This is a genomic window from Variovorax sp. IB41, assembly GCF_016405905.1.
Classification (GTDB): domain Bacteria; phylum Pseudomonadota; class Gammaproteobacteria; order Burkholderiales; family Burkholderiaceae_C; genus Variovorax.
Window position 1 is genome coordinate 18,887 of sequence record NZ_JAEFCB010000003.1, and the last position, 17,893, is coordinate 36,779.

The window sequence follows — 17,893 nt, forward strand, 5'->3', positions numbered from 1 at the left end:
CATTTCCAAAACAAGCGTGTCCCCTTCCAGGGACACCGCGGAACCGGCTTCGCCGGGCCACAGGTGTCGCCCCCGGCGCGGGGGGAGGAGAAGCGACACGAAGTGCGCGAAGCCTGGGGGTGAGTCATGTACTTGGCAGGGTGAAGCGGAAGATCGTGCCGCGCGGCCGGTTGGGTTCGTGCATCAAGGCGCCGCCATGCTGCTCCACCACCGTGCGGCACAGGCTCAGGCCCAGGCCCATGCCGTCGGCGCGGGTGGTGAAGAAGGGCGTGAAGAGCCGCTCGGCCACGTCCTGGCCGATGCCGCAGCCCAGGTCGGCCACCGAGAACTCGAGCCAGCGCCGCGCGTCTTCGGTGCCCGGGCCCCCCACCGCCACGGCGCGCGCCACGCGCAGCCGCAGCACGCGGCTGCCGACGTTGTCGGGGCTGTCCATCGCCTGCATGGCATTGCGCGCGAGGTTCAGCAGCACCTGCTCGACCAGCGTGCGGTCGCACATGGCCGCGGGCAGCCGGTCTTCCAGCACCACCTCGATGATCACGCCGAGCTTGCGCGCCTGCAGCCGCACCAGCGGCAGCACCGCGTCGATCAGCGCTTGCGGCGCGACGGCCTCGCGCGTGCGGTCGCGCCGGCGCACGAAGTCGTGCACGCTGCGGATCACCTGGCCCGCGCGGTCGGCCTGCTCGGCGATGCGCCTGACCGCCATCGCGACCTCGCCCTGGTCGCCCTTGGCGTTCGGCCCGAGCAGATTGAGCGAGCCGCTCGCGTAGCTGGCGATCGCGGCCAGCGGCTGCGTGAGTTCGTGGCTTAGCAGCGATGCCATCTCGCCGACCGTGGCCAGCCGGGCGCTCGCCTGCAGGCGCTCCTGGCTCGCGCGCGAGAGCTCCTCGATGCGGCGCTGCTCGCTCACGTCGATGAACGCGCTCATCCAGCCGGTCTGCACGCGGTGCGCGTTGATCAGCGGCGCCTCGAAGATCAGCACCGGAAAGCGCGTGCCGTCCTTGCGCATGAAGACCGATTCGAACCCTTCCCGCGGCGGCATGCCGCCGGCCAGGCGCCGCGCCTGGCGCTGCTGGTATTCGTGCGCGAGTTCGGTGGGCCAGTAGGGGGCTTCGGGCGCATCGGCGATGTCGGCCATGAGCTCCTCTGGGGTGAAGCCGACCATCTCGCAGAAGGCCGGGTTCACATAGGTGATGCGCCCCTGCAGGTCGCGCGCGCGCAGGCCCGTGATGACCGAGTCTTCCATGGCCTTGCGGAAGGCGAGCGCATCGGCCAGGTCGCGCTCCGCGCGCAGGCGCCGCCGCGTGTCGCGCGCGAGCAGCACCAGCACCGACACCAGCGCGATCGAAATGGCGGTGACCAGCGCCGTGAGCATGTTCGGGAACAGGTCGGGCGCGGCGCGCCAGCCATCCACGCGCAGCATCAGCGCGGTGCCCGGCAGGTCGATCAGCTGCTGCGAGGTGAAGACGCGCGTGCCCACGCGGCGCGAGCTGCCCAGCGCCACCAGCCGCGTGCCGTCGGCCTCGGTGAACGAGACCTCCTGGCCGCGCGTGAGCGTGGGGCCGACCAGCTCGATGAGGGCGTCCCGCAGCGAATAGCTCGCCACGAGAAAGCCACCGGCGTCGATCGGCACGCAGAACTCCAGCACCTCGACACCGCCGCCGCCGGCGATCGGCACGTAGTGGCTCGGCGAGTACGCGCCCGCGCCGAGCTTGCGCGCGGCCGCGCAGGCCAGCATCACGTCCGACTGCTCGGGGCCGCGGCTGGTCTCGTCCAGGATGCGCATGCGGTAGGGCGTGTTGACCGCCTCGAGCGGCCGCAACGCAGCGTCGCGCCATTCCAGGCGCAGCCACTCGCGGTGCTCGCGCAGCAGGGCGGCCGCGGCATCGTTCCATTGCGCGCGGTCGGTGCCCGGCAGCTGCGTGGCGCGCAGGCTCTGCGCATTGCGCTGGAAGCCGCTGCGCAGGTCGGAGACGGCATCGGCGGTGTCGCGGTCCATCTGGACCTGCATCTGCTCGACCTCGTGCCGTCCCGCGAGCCACACCACCGTGACCAGCAGCACCGACACCAGCACCGCCAGCAGCAGCCACAGGAACCAGCGCTGCCACAGCGAGCGCAGCCGCACGAACGCGGAGCGCGCCCACCGCGGCGGTGCGACGGTCAACGCATCGGGCATCGCTAGAGAACGCAGTGCGACAGCACCGGCAACTGCGTGCGCGTGCGCTCGATCTGCCTGGCGTCGATGTCGAACAGCACCACACCTTCGTCCGTCGCCTGCTGCGCCACCACCGTGCCCCACGGGTCGATGACGAGCGACTGGCCCCAGGTCTGGCGGCCGTTTTCATGCGTGCCGCCCTGCGCGGGCGCCACCACCCACGCGAGGTTCTCGATGGCGCGGGCGCGCAGCAGCACCTCCCAATGGGCGGCGCCCGTCGTGCGGGTGAAGGCGCTGGGCACCAGCAGCAGGTCGGCGCCTTGCCTGGCGAGCGCGCGGTAGAGCTCGGGAAAGCGCAGGTCGTAGCAGACGCTCATGCCGATGCGCCAGCTGTGGCCGTCGCGCGAAGGCAGGTCGAACACGACCGGCTGGGCGCCCGGTGCGATGACGCGGCGCTCGTCGTAGCGCTCGGTGCCGTTGTCGAAGAAGAAAAGATGGATCTTGTCGTAGCGCGCCACGCAGTGGCCCTCGGGCGAGAAGGCCAGCGAGCTGTTGAAGACGTGCTCGGCATCGGTGCTCTCGATGGGCAGCGTGCCGCCCACGATCCACAGGCCGAACTCGCGCGCCGCATCGGCCAGGAAGCCCTGCACCGTGCCCGCGCCGGCCGTCTCGCGCAGGCCCAGCTTGTCGGTGTCGCGCGCGCCCATCATGCAGAAATACTCGGGCAGCACCGCGAGCTCGGCGCCCGCGGCGGCCGCCTCTGCGAGCAGGTCGTGGGCGCGCGCGAGGTTGGCTTCGCGGGCGATGGCCGACACCATCTGGATGGCTGCGACTTTCATTGCGTGGTCTCCGTTTTTCTGCCTTCTTCCGCGGTCGAGGAACCCGTCTGGCCGCCTTGGCCGGGGAGACCCGGCAGCTGCAGCGTGCGCGGCACCTTGGCGATTTTGGGGTCGGCCCAGGTGCCTTCGATGTGGAACTCCTGCGTCGCGGCGGCGGCGAGCGGCTTGCTCAGCACCCATTGCGCGAGGAAAGTGCCCAGGCCGATGGCCGGGTTGATGGCGGTGGCCACGAGCGCGGCGGTGCCGGCGTTGATCTCGGGCACCACCACCACGCGCAGGTTCTGCGTCTCGCGCACGATGTCGGCCGAGCCGTCCATGAGCGCCGCGGCGTTCACGCCCTTCATCTGCAGGTTGTTGGTGCTCGCAATGCCTTTGTTGATCTTCGCATCGCCGCGGATGAAGTCGAAGGCGAAGCCCTGGCTGAACACGTCTCGGAAATCGAGCGTGAGCCGGCGCGGCAGCGCCTGCAGGCTCAGCACGCCCAGGAGCTTGGCCAGCCCCGGGTCGGCCTTGAGGAACTGGCCCGATTCCACATCGACCTGCAGATTGCCGCCCAGGCTCGGGTAGTCGAGCGAGAACGGCGAGCCGCGCCAGTTGACGTCGCCTTCCAGCCGCCCCTTGCCGCGCCGCAGCACGCCGGGCATGCCGAAGCGCGCGAGCAGGTCGCCGGCATCGGCGATGTCCAGCTTGAAGGTCATGGCCGTGCGGCGCTGGCCGGCCGCGGCGCCGGGCACGGCGGCCCAGGTGCCCTTGGCCGCGAAGCTCGCCTCGGGCATGGTGAAGGTCAGCTTGTTCAGGAGCCACTCGCGGCCCGCGCCGCCGCGGTTGACCGCATCGATCTCGGCGCGGCCCAGGCGCTTGCCGAGCAGCTCGAAGTCGTCGATCACGATGTCCAGCGCGGGCAGCGTGCCCGGCTGCTCGTCGAGCAGGGCCTCCACCTGCGTCGCCTCGGACGGCGCGATCTTCAGGCGCGCGAGCCGCGCATAGAGCCGGCCGGCCTGCGTGTGGCGGTACTCGGCGTAGCCGCTCAGTTCGGTGGCGTCGATGTTGGCGCGCCAGAGCGCGCCCTCGCGCGTGCCGCCCAGCACCACATCGTGCAGCGTGCGCCCGGCGACGTTCAGCTGCTGCGCGCGCACCGCGATGCGCGTGGGCAGGTAGGCCTGCGCGGCATCGTCGCCGGCGCCGGCGGTTTCGCTCGGGGTGCTGCTCGCGGCGGCGCCCAGCAGCGCGTCCCATGCGGGGATGTCGAGCTTGGCGACGTTGACATTCGCGAACACGCCCTTGTCGGGCAGGCTAGCGGTCTCGCCGGCCGAGAGGCCGACGCCGATGCCGCCGCGCAGCACGCGCGCCTCGGCGCCCGAGATGTCACGCACGAACTGCACCGAACCGACGCGGCCCAGCTCCAGCGAGAGCTGGTCTTGCGTGGCCACCGTGACGCCGCCCTGACGGGTTTCACGCGCCAGCACTTTCTTCTCGATGCGCAGCGGCATCTGCTCCTCGGCCGTCTTCACGAGCGGGGCCGGCAGCTGCAGCGCAAGGCCTTGCAGGCTGCTCGTCAGCAGGAGTTCGGAGGCGCCGTCGCGCACCGAGAACGTGGCCGCGTATGGCGTGCTGCCGGTGGCCTTGCCTGCGAGGCGCGCGAGCCAGTCGGCCTCGCGCGCGCCGCGCAGGCCCTCGGCGGTGGCCGTGCCCTGCGCCTTGAGCGCGACCTCGCGGTTGGGTCCGGTGAAGCGGCCCTTGCCTTCGATGCGGATGTCGCCGCCGAGCAGCCTGGCCTGCACACCGGCCAGCGAAAAACCGGTCTCGGTGAAGTTCAGCGTGCCCTTGCTGTGCGTGAGCGAGGGCGCCTCGGGCACGAGCTGCAGTTCGTTGTCGGCCAGCGCGACGCTGGCCTGCACCTTGGCGTTGTCCATCGCCGCGAGCGGCAGCTCCAGGTGCAGCTTGTAGTCGGCCGAACCGGTGGCGCGCGCCTTCAGCATGAGTTCGCCGGTTTCGCCGGCCAGCGGCGCGCCGACGCGCAGCACTTCGCCCAGCGGCCCCCTGGCCTGTGCATCGACGCGCAGCAGCGAGGCGTGATGCGACATGTCGGCGATCTGCGCCTCGGCCTTGGTCACCTCCACGCCGTTGGCGCCGGCCAGCTTTCCGCGCGCATTGCGCACCAGCATGCCGGCGCGCTCGAACACCAGTTCGCCCGACAGGCCCGTGAGCGCGGGCCACGCCGGCGCCGGCGTGCCGGTGCGCGCGGGGATGGCGGTGGCAGTCTGCGGCACGTAGGCGTAGTTGACGTCGGCCACCTTGGCGGCGATGCGGAAATCGCCCTGCTTCGGGTCCATGAACGGCATGTCGTGCAGGTCGCCGCGCACGCGGAAATCGACGGTGCTGGCGGTGCCCTTGGTGACGGCATCGCGCACGTAGTCGCGCGTGTGTTGGGGAATGTCCAGCGGCAGGTAGCGGAACACGCGCGTGCCGTCGGCGCGGGTGAGCTTGCCCTGCAGGTCGAGCACGCCCGGAAAGCGCCCCTTGCCTCTGGAGACGGCCGGATCGCTGGTGCGCCATGTCGCTTCGGCATCGCCCTCGGCGTCGGTGTTGGCGAAGCGCAGCTTGGAGACCTGCACCTGCGCGTTGCCGTTGTCGAGCTTCCACTGGACCTGGGTGGAGAGCCGGTCGATCGGGATGACGGGCTCCTCGAACACCCCGGGGAATTCGAGCGTGCCCTGCGCGATGGCCAGCGTGGCCGTGCCGCCGGTGTGGGTGGCGTCGAAGTCGACGGTGGCGCCGCTCAGGCCGGGCGTGCCGGGATGGGCGTGCGGCGGCGTTGCGGTGGCCGTCGCGGAGGCGGGCGTTGCGGGTGCCGGTGCCGGCGTGGGCGTGGGCGGCGCCGGCTGCGAGGCGACGCGCATGCCGCTCACGCGGCCGCGCGCCTGGTACTTGTCGGGTGCGCCCAGCGAGCCCTGCCAGTTCAGGTCGATGTGCTCGACCAGCCCGCGCGGCGCGTAGCTGTCGAGCACGCGGTGCGTGGCTTCGCCCAGCGGCAGCCGGTCGGCGATGAGCGCGAGCGCGGCCAGGTCGAGCCGGTCGGCGCGCAGGGCGCCCTTCTCGGGCGTGCGGCCCTTGGCCGGCGTGTGCTGCAGCCAGAGATTGCCGCCGGGCCAGCGCAGACCGTCGGAGGTGTCGAACTGCAGCGCGGTGGTCGAGAACTCGAAGGTGTCGTCGTTCAGCTGGCCTGCGAGACGGCCGGTGACCGAGCGCAGCACCAGCGGCTGCAGCCCCTTGCCCAGCGAGGCATCGACGCGGTCGAGCCCCAGGTCGGCCGCGCCGCCCACGAGCTGGCCGTCTTCCACGTCGGCCCAGAGGCGCACCGCGCCGTTGCCTTCGCGGATGCGCGCGTCGAGCGAGACGTATTGGCCCAGGCGCGTGACGTCGATGTAGGGCAGGTCGGCGTAGATCTGGCCGTCCCAGGTCTGCCAGCGGCCGGTGCGCACCGACAGGAGCGGTTGGCGGAACTGCCCGCGCAGCGTGAAGCGCTGGCCCCAGCCGGCCGGCGGCGTGGCGTCGAGCCGGAGGCCGTGGCGGCGGCCGCCGTTGCGCGCCACGAAGCGCACGTCGGTCAGAAGGAGCGGCTCGGCCTGGCGCTGCTCGTCGGTCCAGCGCACGGTGCCGCCTTCGATGACGAGTTCGCGCTGCGCGAAAAACCAGTCGGCGGCGCGGGTCTCTCCGGTCGTGTCGGTGTCCATGTGCAATCCAGCCACATGGAGTTTTCCCTGAGCATCGCGGCGCACATCCAGCTGCGGGCCCTCGATGTAGAGCTGCTCGAAATTCAGGCGCCAGAGCGATCGCGGCGACACGCTGGCCACCACGCGCACGAGGCGAAGGGCCTCGCGCTGGTCGGCATCCTGCAGCACCACGTCGCGCAGTTCGAAGGCGGGGAAAAGCCCCTCGGGGCGGGCGGTGATAGAGCCGATGCGCACCGGCACGCCGATGGCCTTGCTAGCCTGTGCCTCCAGTGCGCCGCGAAAATCACCGATTCGCGGCACAATCCACGCGTGTAGGACAACGACTGACAGCGCCAGCAGAAGCCATGCAGCGATCAGCAAACCCAACAGCCAGCGCGCCGTCACAGCGGTGATTTTGAGCAGACGTGAAGGGGTAGACGCCGTGTCGTTCATTGAGGATCGCGCTGTGTCGGGAATTATGACCGCCAGCATTCAGAGGGGTTCCACGGAAACCGATAGCAGTGTGAACCAGTTGCCAGCCACTTCGACGCAGACCGCGCAGATCGCGTTCTCTTCCTACTCCCGTTTCGTCCAGCGCCTTCGCCGCAGGTATGCGGCCGAGCTTGCATTGCTTGCCCCGGGCGAGCCGCGGCGCGAATCGATGGCCGTGGCCTTCGAGGCATTGCGCCAGCGCGGTGACGCGGTGGGCGATGCCTTGCGCATTGTCAGGCAGCTGGTGATGGAGCGGCTGGTCGCGCTCGATTGCGACCAGCAGGCCCCGCTCGCCGTGGTGACCACCGCGGTCACCGAGCTGGCCGAATTCGCGCTCGACATCGCCTGCGCCGACGCCTGCCACGAACTCGATGCCGTGCACGGCGCGCCGCTCGGCCCCGAGGGCCAGCGCGCGCAGCTCTGGGTGATCGGCATGGGCAAGCTCGGTGCGCGCGAGCTCAACGTGTCCAGCGACATCGACCTCATCTACCTGTACGACCTGGACGGCGAGACCCAGGGCGACGCCGACGGGCGCGGGCGCCTCGCCAACCAGGAGTACTTCTCGCGCGCCGTCAAACGCATCTATGCGCTGGTGGGCGACACCACCGAGCACGGCTTCGTGTTCCGCGTCGACCTGGCCCTGCGGCCCAACGGGAACTCGGGGCCGAGCGTGGTCTCGCTCGATGCGCTCGAAGAGTATTTCCAGGTGCAGGGCCGCGAGTGGGAGCGTTTCGCGTGGATGAAGAGCCGGGTGGTGGCGCCGCGCGACATCGTGCTCGGCGGCCACGCGCAAGGCCTGCGCGGCGCGGTGCTGCCCTTCGTGTTCCGCCGCTACCTGGACTACAGCGTGTTCGACTCGCTGCGCACGCTGCACCGGCAGATCCGCGAGCAGTCGGCGCGCCGCAGCGCCGGGCGGCCCGAGCGCGCGAACGACGTGAAGCTCTCGCGCGGCGGCATCCGCGAAATCGAATTCACCGTGCAACTCTTGCAGGTGGTGCGCGGCGGGCAGTTCCCCGAACTGCGCACGCGGCCCACGCTCGATGCGCTGCAGCGCCTGGCGCGCGCCAACCTCATGCCGCAGGAAACCGCCGACGCGCTGGCGCTGGCCTACGAGTTCCTGCGCCGCGTGGAGCACCGCATCCAGTACCTGGACGACCAGCAGACGCACGTGCTGCCGGTGGCCGACGACGACCTGCGCTGGATCGCGCAGTCGATGGGCTATGCCGACTGCTGCCCCTTCCTCGCGCAGCTGGACACCCACCGCGAGTTCGTCGCGCAGGAGTTCGACAAGCTGCTGGGCGGCGAGAAGCCCTGCAACGGCAAGTGCAACGGCAAGAAGGCCGCGGCGCCCACCGACCTGGCGGACCTGCTCGACGACCTGCCGCCGGTTTTCGCCGATCGCATCCGCGACTGGTGCGAGACGCCGCGCGTGCTCGCCCTGCGCGAGGAGACACGCGGACGGCTGCGCCAGCTGGTGCAGCGCACCGGCCAATGGCTGAAGGAACCCGACGGCGATGGCGCAGGGCAGACGCCGCGCCACGTCGATGCCGCGATGCGCTGGGCCGATTGGATCGAGCCGCTGATGCGCCGCGAGAGCTACCTGGCGCTGTTGGTCGAGCGGCCCGCCGTGCAGGAGCGCCTGCTGCGCCTCCTGGGCGCGGCGAAATGGCCCGCGCGCTACCTGATGCAGCACCCGGGCGTGATCGACGAACTGGCGAGCGACGAGATGCTCTCCGGCCGCTTCGTGGCCGAGGAATTCGAGCGCGAGCTCGAGGCGCGCCACGCATCGCTCACCCGCACCGGCGAGGCCGACGAAGAGCGCCTCCTGAACCTGCTGCGCCATGCCCATCACGCCGAGGTGTTCCGCACCTTGGCGCGCGACGTCGATGGCCGCATCACCGTCGAGCAGGTGGCCGACGACCTGAGCGCGCTGGCCGACACCACGCTGCGCGTGACCGCGCGCTGGTGCTGGCCGCATGTGCGCAACCGGCACCGCGAGGTGGCGCAGTTCGCGATCATCGGCTACGGCAAGCTGGGCGGCAAAGAGCTGGGCTACGGCAGCGACCTGGACATCGTGTTCGTCTACGACGATGACGACGAGCGCGCCGGCGAGGTCTATGCGGCCTATGTGCGCAAGCTGATCAACTGGCTCACGGTGAAGACGCGCGAGGGCGACCTGTTCGAGATCGATACGGCGCTCAGGCCCAACGGCAATTCGGGCCTGCTCACCACGAGCTTCCAGGCCTACGAGAAGTACCAGCTCGGACGCGGCAGCAACACCGCATGGACCTGGGAGCACCAGGCCATGACGCGCGCGCGCTTCGTGCTCGGGAGCGCGGACCACGGCGCCGAACTGGGCGCGCTTTTCGACCAGGTGCGCGAGGCGGTGCTGGTGTCGCCGCGCGACCGCGAGGCGCTCAAGGCCGAGATCATCGCGATGCGCGACAAGCTGCGCGGCGCGCGGCCGGTGAAGGCCGACCGCTTCGACGTGAAGCACAGCCCCGGCGGCATGGTCGATGCCGAGTTCGCGGTGCAGTTCCTGGTGCTGTCGTCCGCGGGCGAGCACCCGGAGCTGATCCCCAACGTGGGCAACATCGCGCTGCTGTTGCGCGCCGAACTGGCCGGACTGCTGCCCGAAGGCATCGGCCGTAGCGCGGCGCGGGCGTATCGCGAGCTGCGCCGCGTGCAGCATCGCGCGCGGCTGAATGAGGAGCCGACGCAAGTCACTCCGCCGGCCCTGGCCGCCGAGCGCGACGCCATGCTGGCGCTATGGAAGGCCGTATTTGGTTGAACTGGCTCTCCCCCAGGCTTCGCGCACTTCGTGTCGCTTCGCCAACCCCCTCACCGGGGGTAACACCGGAGGCCCGGCAAAGCCGGTTCCTCGGTGTTTCTGGCGTGGGCCGTATCTAGAAGCAGCGGGGGTGTGCGCAGTGGCAGTCGCCGTCCTTCTGGCCGGCTGTGCAAGCGGCCCGCGCAGCGGCGGCGGCGTGGCCAGCGGCCGCGACGGCCCCGGCACGAACATCCCCTCGGACCTGGACCGCGTGCCCGACGCCGAGCCACGCATCGAGCCCATCCGCGGCAGCGGCGGCACCAGCAAGCCCTACACGGTGCTGGGCCGCGCCTACCAGCCGATCACCGACGATCGGCCGTTCCAGGAGTCCGGCATCGCCTCGTGGTACGGCCGCAAGTTCCATGCGGCATCGACCGCGAGCGGCGAGCCCTACGACATGTACGCGATGACGGCCGCGCACAAGACGCTGCCGCTGCCCAGCTACGTGCGGGTGCGCAACCCGGCCAACGGGCGCGAGGTGATCGTGCGGGTGAACGACCGCGGGCCGTTCGTCGACGGCCGCATCATCGACCTCAGCTACACGGCCGCGCTCAAGCTGGACCTGCTGCGCGGCGTGGCGCCGGTGGAGATCGAGCGGATCACGAACGAGGACATCCGCACCGGCGCATGGCGGCGGGATTCGGGGACGGCGTATGCCGCCGCTGCCCCGTCGGAGCCGCAGGGCGCCGTGGCGGTGTCGGTGCCTGTGCCTTCGGCATGGGTGGCGCCCGTGGCGATGAGTGCGCCGGTGGCGTCGACGATGCCAGTGGCGCCCCAGTCACCGACGACACCCGTGGCGCCGATCGGGCCTGCGGAGTTGCCTGCTGCACAGGCAGCGCCGCCGGCCGTCGAGCCGGGCGCTGCGCCGTCTTCCGCCGCGGTGGCGGGCTTCTGGGTGCAGCTGGGCGCCTTCCGCGAACGCGACGGCGCCGAGACCATGCGGGGCCAGGCCGCGCGCGGATTGCCTTCGCTGGCGCCGCAGCTGCGCGTGTTCAGCGAGGCCGGCACGCACCGGCTGCAGGCCGGGCCATTCGCCTCGCGCAATGCCGCCGGCGAAGCCGTCACGCAGTTGCGCGAGAGCCTGCGGATCGCGCCGATGGTGGTCGAGCGCCGCTGAGGACGCTCAGTCCAGCGCCTTGACGGCGACGGGCACGCGCATGCCGACGTTGATGCGGTTCCAGGTGTTGATCTGCGCGACCGCCACGGTGAGCTCGGCGATCTCGACGTCGCTGAACTGCGCCTTCAGGGCCGCGAATTCGACTTCGCGCTCGTCGTGGTCGTCGGCCAGCCGCGTGAGCGATTCGGCCCAGGCCAGCGCCGCGCGTTCGCGCTCGTTGAAGAAGCTCACTTCGCGCCATGTGGCCAGGCTGTTGATGCGCTGCCAGCCTTCGCCCTGTTTGCGCAGGTCGCGCACGTGCATATCGAGGCAATAGGCGCAGCCGTTGATCTGCGAGACGCGGGCGAAGACGAAGTCGAGCGTCGTCTTGCCGACGGTGCTCGCGTCGATGCTGGCGCTCACGGCCAGGATGGCTTCGAAGGTCTTGGGGATGGTCTTGAACCAGTTCAGGCGGGGGGTCGTGTTCATGAGAGGACTCCAGTGGGGGGGTTGAAAAAATCTGCTTCCTACCCACTGAAGACGGGCCAGCCATCGGCCCTGTGACACGCCGCGCGAACTATTTCGAGGCAACGATCTGCGCGATGCGCGCGAGCTTGTCCGGGTTGCGCTGCACGCGGATGCGCGCGATGCGTTCGTCCTCGATCTCGAAGGTCTGCGCCGATTCGAGTTCGCCGTCGATGAAGCGCAAGAGGCCCGGCTCGCCGTTGATCTCCACCAGCTCCATGCGCACCACCGGGCCCATGCGGCGCCAGAGCGAGAAGTAGAGCTGCGCGAGGCGCTGGTTGCCGGTGAGGACCTTGCTGAAGGTCTGCACCTTGCCGCCGCCGTCGCCGATGAGTTCGACCTCTTCGGTCATCAGCGCCTTCAGGTCCTGCATGCTGCCGCGCGCGGCGGCGTCGGCGAAGGCGCGCAACAGGCGCTGGTGCGTTTCGCGCGAGACCTGGTAGCGCGGGCGGGCGTCCTGCACCTGCGCCTTGGCGCGGTGCACCAACTGGCGGCAGGCGGCTTCGCTCTTGCCGAGCGTGAGCGCCACTTCGTCGTAGTCGGCGTCGAACACCTCGCGCATCAGGAAGGCGGCGCGCGCCTCGGGCGCCAGGCGCTCGAGCACGGCGAGGAACGCGACGGAGATGCTGTCGGCGCGCTCGAGCGATTCCTCGGGCGTGTCGGGCGACTCGGTCAGCGTCGGTTCGGGCATCCAGGCGCCGATGTAGTGCTCGCGCTGGACCTTGGCGGTGCGCAGCCGGTCGATCGACAGGCGCGTGACGACGGTCACGAGCCAGGCTTCGGCGCTGTCGAAACTGGCCTTGTCGGCCTCATGCCAGCGCAGCCAGGCGTCCTGCACCACCTCTTCGGCCTCCGCAACGGAGCCGAGCATGCGATAGGCGATGCCCTGCAGGCGGCGACGGTGGCTGTCGAAGGTGAGGGTCGGGTCGTCCATGCCCGATTAGACGTTCGGCGCCCGCGGGTTGTGACACCGGACGCCCAAAAAAAATCGCCCCGGATGGCGGGGCGAAGTTTCTGTTCAAGCGCCTTGGTACTCAGGCCTGGGGCCGAGCGTCGCGGCGACTTCCTTGCGGTAGCGGTTCAGTTCCTGCACGGTCTTGAAGCTGCGGTTCATCAGGAGGCTCAGGTTGTGCAGGATGCGCTCGCCGACCTTGGTTTCCCAGACGGCATCGAACTTGATCTGCTTGTCGAGCCAGTGCTCCAGCCAGTCCGGATCGGGCATGCGGCTCTGGATGGTGTCGTTCGGGAACAGCGCCTTGTTCACGTGCAGGTTGGTCGGGTGCAGGGCCTGGGCGGTGCGGCGGGCGCTCGCCATCAGGACGCCGACCTTGGTGAACGCGGCACGGGCCTCGTCGCCGAACTTCTCGAGCGCGCGCTTCATGTAGCGCAAGTACGCGCCGCCGTGGCGGGCTTCGTCCTGGCTCAGCGTGGTGTAGATATGCTTGATGACCGGCTCGGTGTGCCACTGGGCGGCGCGGCGGTACCAGTGATTGAGGCGAATCTCGCCGCAGAAATGCAGCATGAGGGTCTCCAGCGGGGGCGCCGGGTCGAAATCGAAGCGCACTTCGTGCAATTCGGCTTCGGTGGGAGCGTGCTTGGGGCTGAAGCGCTTGAGGTACTCCATCAGCACCAGGGAGTGCTTCTGCTCCTCGAAGAACCAGATCGACATGAAAGCGGAAAAATCGCTATCGTGGCGGTTGTCGCGCAGGAACATCTCGGTGGCCGGCAGCGCTGCCCACTCGGTGATGGCATTCATCTTGATGGTCTGGGCCTGCTCTTCCGTCAGCAAGGAAGCATCGAACGACTGCCAGGGAATGTCCTTGTCCATGTCCCAGCGGACGGATTCGAGTTGTCTGAAGAGTTCCGGATAGAGCATCAAAGTCTTTCTATGGCCGCCGATTTTAGTCGGCCCGTTTGGCGCGCCCATGACAGACGCGCGATGATGCGGATACGTGCGCCGTGGCGGCACGGATGCACACCCCCCTTTTTGAACCAGGAGCCCGCCATGCGAACCCTTTTCTTATTGTCGACGCTCTGGCGCTGCGCACCGGCTGTTTCCCTCGTGGTGGGGCTGTTTACAGCGCTGCCGGCGAGCGCCCAGACGACGCCCGCCGTGCCCGCTCCGGCCGAGGTTGCCGGATGCCCCGTTATTCTTCAACACACCTTCCCGCGCCTGCAGGATGAAAAGCCCCAGACTTTGTGCCAGTACTCGGGCAAGGTGGTCCTGGTGGTCAATACGGCGAGTTTTTGCGGGTTCACGCCGCAGTACAAGGGCCTGGAGGCGCTGGACCTGAAATACCGCAACCGCGGTCTCGTGGTGCTGGGCTTTCCGTCGAACGATTTCTCCCAGGAATCGGGCTCCAACAAGGAAATTGCCGACTTCTGCGAAAGCACGTTCGGCGTGAAGTTTCCGATGTTCGCCAAGTCGTCGGTGCGCGGAACGGACGCCAATCCGCTGTTCAAGCAACTCGCACAAGCCTCCGGCACCACGCCGAAATGGAATTTCTACAAGTATCTGATCGGGCGCGACGGCAAGGTCGTGCAGGCTTGGTCGAGCATGACCGCGCCGGACGAGAACGGCTTCGTGAACGTCATCGAGAAGCAGCTCGGGACAAATTAAGACTGATCAGTTCACAAAAATACGAATCGGTAATATTATTTACCGATGCGTCCATATCATCGTGAACTGAACGTCACAAACGCTTACCACTGCACAGGGAACCGGTCCGGCGAGGGCGTGCTCATAATTTGCGTGGGCGGTAAAAGCCCACCGGTTTTCATGTTGCGAGGTCTTCCAGGCGCTTGTCGTCTGGTCGAAATCCCGAGGCGATTCTTCTCCTCCTCCCTCCCTCCCTCCTTCGCGTCGGGGCGCCTCGCAGCATTTTTGTATTCCCGCCGGAACGGGGGCTCGCGATGACGCAGCCCCCTCGCGTCGCCATCGTCGGCGCCGGCATCTCGGGACTGGCCGCAGCGCACGCCCTGCGCGACGCGGCCCGCATCACCCTCTTCGAAGCCAGTGACTACTTCGGCGGCCACGCGCACACGGCCACGATCGAGCTGCCGCGCTCCCCGAGCGATCCGACCCGCGTCGCCCACGGCGTCGACACCGGCTTCCTGGTCTACAACGACCGCACCTACCCGAACCTGATCCGCCTGTTCGCCGACCTCGGCGTCGAGACCGCGCTGTCGGAAATGTCGTTCTCCGTCCAGGCCACCCGCGACAGCGGCGGCCGGCTCGAATGGAGCGGCAACAACCTCTCCACCGTGTTCGCCCAGCGGCGCAACCTCGCCGACCCGCGCTTCCTCGGCATGTTGGCCGACCTCCTGCGCTTCAACCGCCTGACCACGCGCATCGCCCAGGCCGGCACCGAGGGCGAACTGGCCCAGCCGCTCGGCGAGTTCCTGGCCACCCACCGCTTCGGCGCCGCCTTCCGCGACTGGTACTTCCTGCCGATGATGGGCTGCATCTGGAGCTGCTCGACCACGCAGATGCTGGCGTTCCCGGTCGCGACCATGATCCGCTTCTGCCACAACCACGGGCTGATCCAGATCGCCAACCGGCCGCAGTGGCGCACGGTGCGCGGGGGCTCCCGCCACTACGTCGAGAAGATCGTCGCGGGCATCGAGGACAAGCGCTTGCGCACGCCGGTACGCCGCATCACCCGCACAAGCGAAGGCGTGCTCGTCGCCACCGACGCCGGCACCGAGCGCTTCGACCACGCGATCCTGGCCACCCATTCCGACCAGTCGCTCGCCATGCTCGGCGACGCGAGCCCCGCCGAAGCCGCCGTGCTCGGCGCGATCCGATACCAGCCGAACCACGCCGTGCTCCACACCGATGCCTCGGTGCTGCCGCAGCGCCGATCGGCCTGGGCTGCCTGGAACTACGAGCGCGCGGCCGCCGGCGAGCGCGAATCGGGCCGCGTCTGCCTGCACTACCTGCTGAACAAGCTGCAGCCGCTGCCCTGGGCGCAGCCGGTCGTCGTTTCGTTGAATCCGGTGCGCGAGATCCAGCGTAGTCAGGTCATGGCCGAATACGACTACGACCACCCGGTGCTCGACCTTGCCGCGATCCGCGCGCAAGCCGAGGTTTCCGCCCTGCAAGGCCAGCGCAACACCTGGTTCGCCGGCGCGTGGATGGGCTATGGCTTCCACGAAGACGGCCTCAAAGCCGGCCTGGCCGCCGCCGCAGGGCTCCGCGCCGCGAGGCCCGCGGCATGAGCCAGGCGCATCCGCTTCCGCTGATGGGCTTCGGCGACGTGCGCCACACGCGCCTGCGCCCCGCGCGCAACGCCTTCGTCTACCCGACCTATTTCCTCATGCTGCCGATGCGCACCTTGCGCGCGAACGGCAGCGACGCGCTCGCGCTCAACCGCAGGGCCGCCCTCTCCTTCCACGACATCGACCACGGCGACGGCCGCACGCCCGCGCAAGGCGGCGCGCTGGCCTGGCTCGACGACCTGCTGGCCGCCCACCAGATCCACGATGCGACCGGCGAGGCCTGGCTGCACTGCTATCCACGCGTGTTCGGCTACACCTTCAAGCCGGTGAGCTTCTGGTACTGCCACACGGCCGAGGGCGCGTTGCGCGCCATCGTGGTCGAGGTGAACAACACCTTCGGCGAGCGCCACTGCTACCTGCTGGACCACCCGGTCTACGGCCAGGAGCTCAAGGCCACCAAGGCTTTCCACGTCTCGCCGTTCTGCCAGGTCAGCGGCGGCTACCGCTTCCGCTTCTTCGTCGATGCGGAATTCGCCCACACCGTGGTGCGCATCGACCACGACGACGCCGACGGCCCCCTGCTGCAGACCAGCGTGAGCGGCGAACTCGCACTGCTCACCGCCGCCAGCGCACGGCGCGCACTTTGGCGCTATCCCGCCATGACCTTCGGGCTCATCGCGCGCATCCACTGGCAGGCCGCCAGGCTCTGGCTCAAGCGCGTTCCCTTCGTCGCCAAGCCCGCGCCGCCCCGCCATTTCGTGTCCAGCGACCATCCGCACCAGCAGCAGGCGAACCCATGACCCCGACCACCACCGCCCCCCAGGTTTCGCGCTTTTCGCTGCCGCAGGACGCCCCCGGCGCCGCGCGCACGGTGCTGGGGCTGTTGCAGCGCCTCGCCCACGGCTCGCTCACGGTGCGCCTGCCCGACGATTCGGTGCGGCACTTCGGCGCCGCGCCCGGCAGCAGCAACCTCACGGCCTCGCTCACGCTGCGCAACTGGGAGGTCTGCAAGGCCGCGCTCAAATCGGGCGACATCGGCTTTGCCGAGAGCTACATCGCGGGCGACTGGACCACGCCGAACCTGGTGGAGCTCATCAAGGTGTTCATCGCCAACCGCCGCGCGATCGAGGACGTGGTCTACGGCAGCTGGTTCGGCCGCCTGGTGTACCGCGTGCGGCACCTGATGCACCGCAACAGCAAGGCCGGGAGTTCGCGCAACATCCACGCGCACTACGACCTGGGCAACGCGTTCTACAAGCTCTGGCTCGACGAGACGATGAACTATTCGTCGGCCTGGTTCGAGGGCAACTTCGACAAGCCCATGCCCGACGCGCAACGCGCCAAGGTGCGCCGCGCGCTCGACATGGCGGGCGTGAAGCCCGGCGACCGCGTGCTGGAGATCGGCTGCGGCTGGGGCGCGCTGGCCGAGATGGCCGCCTTCGATTTCGGCGCCTCGGTGACGGGCGTGACGCTCTCCACCGAACAGCTCGCCTTCGCCCGGCAGCGCACCGCGGGCCTTTCGGCCGACCTGCGCCTGCAGGACTACCGCGACATCGACGACGCGCCGTTCGACGCCGTCTGCTCCATCGAGATGGTCGAGGCCGTGGGCCGCGAGTACTGGCCGACGTATTTCCAGAGCGTGAGCCGCCTCCTCAAACCCGGCGGCCGCGCCTGCGTGCAGAGCATCGTGATCGACGACCAGCTCTTCGACCGCTACATCGACTCCACCGACTTCATCCAGCAGTACATCTTCCCGGGCGGCTGCCTGCCCTGCCCGCGCGAGTTCCGGCGCGAGGCCGAGGCGGCTGGCCTCGCGGTGGTGGACGAATTCGCCTTCGGCGCCGACTACGCCGAGACGCTGCGCCGCTGGCGCGAGCGCTTCCTGGCCGAGCGAGGTCAGATCCTGCAGCACGGTTTCGACGAGCGCTTCATGCGCATCTGGGAGTTCTATCTCGCCTACTGCGAGGCGGCGTTCTCGCAAGCCAACATCGACGTGGTGCAGTACACGCTGCAAAAGCGCTAGCC

Annotated in this window: 12 protein-coding genes; 6 read left to right on the forward strand and 6 right to left on the reverse strand. The window is 69.3% G+C overall.

What is annotated here, in order from left to right; genetic code table 11:
• Nucleotides 1-124 precede the first annotated feature (124 nt).
• The 3 genes from JC881_RS08720 to JC881_RS08730 are packed head-to-tail and all read right to left on the reverse strand — an operon-like array spanning nucleotide 125 to nucleotide 7,157.
• Complete coding sequence (locus JC881_RS08720) at nucleotides 125-2,173, reverse strand: two-component system sensor histidine kinase NtrB (protein ID WP_198785330.1); 2,049 nt, start codon at nucleotides 2,171-2,173, stop codon at nucleotides 125-127.
• Between the two features lie 2 nt (nucleotides 2,174-2,175).
• Entirely contained in the window at nucleotides 2,176-2,991 is an 816-nt protein-coding gene (locus JC881_RS08725; RefSeq protein WP_198785331.1) for a carbon-nitrogen hydrolase family protein, read from the reverse strand.
• The gene (locus JC881_RS08730; RefSeq protein WP_198785332.1) at nucleotides 2,988-7,157 is read right to left on the reverse strand and encodes a YhdP family protein; all 4,170 of its coding nucleotides are present in this window, start codon (nucleotides 7,155-7,157) and stop codon (nucleotides 2,988-2,990) included. Before JC881_RS08730 ends, JC881_RS08725 begins: the two co-directional genes overlap by 4 nt.
• Before the next feature lie 25 nt (nucleotides 7,158-7,182).
• Here JC881_RS08730 and glnE point away from each other — a divergent pair, with 25 nt between their 5' ends.
• Nucleotides 7,183-9,987: a bifunctional [glutamate--ammonia ligase]-adenylyl-L-tyrosine phosphorylase/[glutamate--ammonia-ligase] adenylyltransferase gene (gene glnE / locus JC881_RS08735; protein ID WP_198785333.1), complete on the forward strand. Its 2,805-nt coding sequence runs from the start codon at nucleotides 7,183-7,185 to the stop codon at nucleotides 9,985-9,987.
• 139 nt (nucleotides 9,988-10,126) lie between these two features.
• On the forward strand, nucleotides 10,127-11,143 hold the full coding sequence (locus JC881_RS08740) for a septal ring lytic transglycosylase RlpA family protein (protein ID WP_443083335.1): 1,017 nt from the start codon (nucleotides 10,127-10,129) through the stop codon (nucleotides 11,141-11,143).
• A gap of 6 nt (nucleotides 11,144-11,149) precedes the next feature.
• Here JC881_RS08740 and JC881_RS08745 read toward each other — a convergent pair whose 3' ends face one another.
• From JC881_RS08745 to JC881_RS08755, 3 genes are all read right to left on the reverse strand, one after another.
• Nucleotides 11,150-11,611 carry a carboxymuconolactone decarboxylase family protein gene (locus JC881_RS08745; protein ID WP_198785335.1) on the reverse strand — a complete coding sequence of 154 codons (462 nt, stop codon included), beginning with the start codon at nucleotides 11,609-11,611 and terminating at the stop codon, nucleotides 11,150-11,152.
• Between the two features lie 88 nt (nucleotides 11,612-11,699).
• On the reverse strand, nucleotides 11,700-12,581 hold the full coding sequence (locus JC881_RS08750) for an RNA polymerase sigma-70 factor (RefSeq protein ID WP_198785336.1): 882 nt from the start codon (nucleotides 12,579-12,581) through the stop codon (nucleotides 11,700-11,702).
• Between the two features lie 84 nt (nucleotides 12,582-12,665).
• Nucleotides 12,666-13,523, reverse strand: coding sequence for a ferritin (locus JC881_RS08755; RefSeq protein WP_042577375.1), 858 nt, complete (start codon nucleotides 13,521-13,523; stop codon nucleotides 12,666-12,668).
• 129 nt (nucleotides 13,524-13,652) lie between these two features.
• Between JC881_RS08755 and JC881_RS08760 the strand changes: the two genes are divergently transcribed.
• The 4 genes from JC881_RS08760 to JC881_RS08775 all read left to right on the forward strand — a co-directional run bounded on the left by JC881_RS08760 (nucleotide 13,653) and on the right by JC881_RS08775 (nucleotide 17,891).
• Complete coding sequence (locus JC881_RS08760) at nucleotides 13,653-14,267, forward strand: glutathione peroxidase (protein ID WP_198785337.1); 615 nt, start codon at nucleotides 13,653-13,655, stop codon at nucleotides 14,265-14,267.
• Between the two features lie 293 nt (nucleotides 14,268-14,560).
• Nucleotides 14,561-15,868: an NAD(P)/FAD-dependent oxidoreductase gene (locus tag JC881_RS08765; protein WP_198785338.1), complete on the forward strand. Its 1,308-nt coding sequence runs from the start codon at nucleotides 14,561-14,563 to the stop codon at nucleotides 15,866-15,868.
• Nucleotides 15,865-16,668 carry a DUF1365 domain-containing protein gene (locus tag JC881_RS08770; RefSeq protein ID WP_198785339.1) on the forward strand — a complete coding sequence of 268 codons (804 nt, stop codon included), beginning with the start codon at nucleotides 15,865-15,867 and terminating at the stop codon, nucleotides 16,666-16,668. Before JC881_RS08765 ends, JC881_RS08770 begins: the two co-directional genes overlap by 4 nt.
• Nucleotides 16,665-17,891, forward strand: a complete 1,227-nt coding sequence (locus tag JC881_RS08775) for an SAM-dependent methyltransferase (protein WP_198785340.1) — start codon at nucleotides 16,665-16,667, stop codon at nucleotides 17,889-17,891. Before JC881_RS08770 ends, JC881_RS08775 begins: the two co-directional genes overlap by 4 nt.
• Nucleotides 17,892-17,893 lie beyond the last annotated feature (2 nt).